The sequence below is a fragment of the Acinetobacter sp. YH16053 genome (assembly GCF_013417035.1).
Lineage (GTDB): Bacteria > Pseudomonadota > Gammaproteobacteria > Pseudomonadales > Moraxellaceae > Acinetobacter > Acinetobacter towneri.
Genome location: NZ_VPEP01000055.1, coordinates 1 through 2,936 on the forward strand (window position 1 = coordinate 1; position 2,936 = coordinate 2,936).

Here is a 2,936-nt window from a genome sequence, read left to right on the forward strand (position 1 = left end):
CAACTGTTTGGGTGTTGTATAGTCAAGCCTCACGAGCAATTAGTATTGGTCAGCTTCACATATCGCTATGCTTCCACATCCAACCTATCAACGTCGTAGTCTTCAACGGCTCTTTAGGAGGCATAAAGCCTCGGGGAAATCTTATCTTGAGGTAGGCTTCCCGCTTAGATGCTTTCAGCGGTTATCCCTTCCGAACATAGCTACCCGGCGATGCGACTGGCGTCACAACCGGTACACCAGAGGTTCGTCCACTCTGGTCCTCTCGTACTAGGAGCAGATCCTCTCAAATTTCCAGCGCCCACGGTAGATAGGGACCGAACTGTCTCACGACGTTCTAAACCCAGCTCGCGTACCTCTTTAAATGGCGAACAGCCATACCCTTGGGACCTGCTTCAGCCCCAGGATGAGATGAGCCGACATCGAGGTGCCAAACACCGCCGTCGATATGAACTCTTGGGCGGTATCAGCCTGTTATCCCCAGAGTACCTTTTATCCGTTGAGCGATGGCCCTTCCATACAGAACCACCGGATCACTAAGACCTACTTTCGTACCTGCTCGACTTGTGGGTCTCGCAGTTAAGCGCGCTTTTGCCTTTATACTCTACGCGTGATTTCCGACCACGCTGAGCGCACCTTCGTACTCCTCCGTTACTCTTTAGGAGGAGACCGCCCCAGTCAAACTACCCACCAGACATGGTCCTCGTCCCGGATAACGGGACAGAGTTAGAACCTCAACATTACCAGGGTGGTATTTCAAGGACGGCTCCACTCGAACTAGCGTCCGAGTTTCAAAGCCTCCCACCTATCCTACACAAGTAAGGTCAAAGTTCAATGTCAAGCTGCAGTAAAGGTTCACGGGGTCTTTCCGTCTAGCCGCGGGTACACCGCATCTTCACGGCGAATTCGATTTCACTGAGCCTCTGCTGGAGACAGCGCCGCCATCATTATGCCATTCGTGCAGGTCGGAACTTACCCGACAAGGAATTTCGCTACCTTAGGACCGTTATAGTTACGGCCGCCGTTTACTGGGGCTTCGATCAAGAGCTTCGCTTACGCTAACCCCATCAATTAACCTTCCAGCACCGGGCAGGCATCACACCCTATACGTCCACTTTCGTGTTTGCAGAGTGCTATGTTTTTAATAAACAGTTGCAGCGGCCTGGTTTCTGAGGCTGTCGACAGCTCAAGGAGCAAGTCCTATCACCATCAACAGCGTACCTTCTCCCGAAGTTACGGTACCATTTTGCCTAGTTCCTTCAGCAGAGTTCTCTCAAGCGCTTTGGTCTACTCGACCTGACCACCTGTGTCGGTTTCGGGTACGATTCCAGTGTAACTGAAGCTTAGAGACTTTTCCTGGAAGCAGGGTATCAGCCACTTCACTGTACAAGTACAGCTTGCTATCAGATCTCAGCATAGAGCACCCCGGATTTGCCTAAGATGCATGCCTACTTCCTTTCACCTGGACAACCAACGCCAGGCTGACTTAACCTTCTCCGTCCTCTCATCGCATTACACTGAAGTATTGGAATATTAACCAATTTCCCATCGACTACGCCTCTCGGCCTCGCCTTAGGGGTCGACTCACCCAGCCCCGATTAACGTTGGACTGGAACCCTTGGTCTTTCAGCGAACGGGTTTTTCACCCGTTTTGTCGTTACTCACGTCAGCATTCGCACTTCTGATACCTCCAGCAGACTTCTCAATCCACCTTCATCGGCTTACAGAACGCTCCCCTACCACGTATACAATGTATACATCCGCAGCTTCGGCACATAGTTTTAGCCCCGTTACATCTTCCGCGCAGGCCGACTCGACTAGTGAGCTATTACGCTTTCTTTAAAGGGTGGCTGCTTCTAAGCCAACCTCCTAGCTGTCTATGCCTTCCCACATCGTTTCCCACTTAACTATGATTTTGGGGCCTTAGCTGGCGGTCTGGATTGTTTTCCTCTTGACTACGGACGTTAGCACCCGCAGTCTGTCTCCCGGATAGTACTCATTGGTATTCGGAGTTTGCATCGGTTTGGTAAGTCGGGATGACCCCCTAGCCGAAACAGTGCTCTACCCCCAATGGTATTCGTCCGAGGCGCTACCTAAATAGCTTTCGGGGAGAACCAGCTATCACCGAGTTTGATTAGCCTTTCACCCCTATCCACAAGTCATCCCCTGGCTTTTCAACGACAGTGGGTTCGGTCCTCCAGTTAGTGTTACCCAACCTTCAACCTGCTCATGGATAGATCACCCGGTTTCGGGTCTATACCCAGCAACTATACGCCCTATTAAGACTCGATTTCTCTACGGCTCCCCTATTCGGTTAACCTCGCTACTGAATATAAGTCGCTGACCCATTATACAAAAGGTACGCAGTCACCGAACAAGTCGGCTCCCACTGCTTGTATGCATGCGGTTTCAGGATCTATTTCACTCCCCTCACAGGGGTTCTTTTCGCCTTTCCCTCACGGTACTGGTTCACTATCGGTCAGTCAGGAGTATTTAGCCTTGGAGGATGGTCCCCCCATATTCAGACAAGGTTTCACGTGCCTCGCCCTACTCGTCATCATTATGTGTGCCCTTTCGTGTACAGGACTATCACCCACTATGGTTGCACTTCCCAGAGCATTCCACTAAAACACACATAACTTAATGGGCTTTTCCCCTTTCGCTCGCCGCTACTGAGGGAATCTCAATTGATTTCTTTTCCTACGGGTACTGAGATGTTTCACTTCCCCGCGTTCGCTTCGTATGACTATGTATTCATCATACGATACCTACCTTAAGGTAGGTGGGTTTCCCCATTCAGAAATCTCCGGATCAAAGGATATTTGCCGCCTCCCCGGAGCTTTTCGCAGGCTATCACGTCTTTCTTCGCCTCTGACTGCCAAGGCATCCACCACATGCACTTAATTACTTGACTATACAACCCCAAACAGTCGTTAATA

Annotated in this window: 1 rRNA gene; it reads right to left on the reverse strand. The window is 50.6% G+C overall.

Annotated elements, in window-relative coordinates:
• Positions 1-18 precede the first annotated feature (18 nt).
• Positions 19-2,911, reverse strand: a 23S ribosomal RNA gene (locus FTV43_RS14540).
• Positions 2,912-2,936 lie beyond the last annotated feature (25 nt).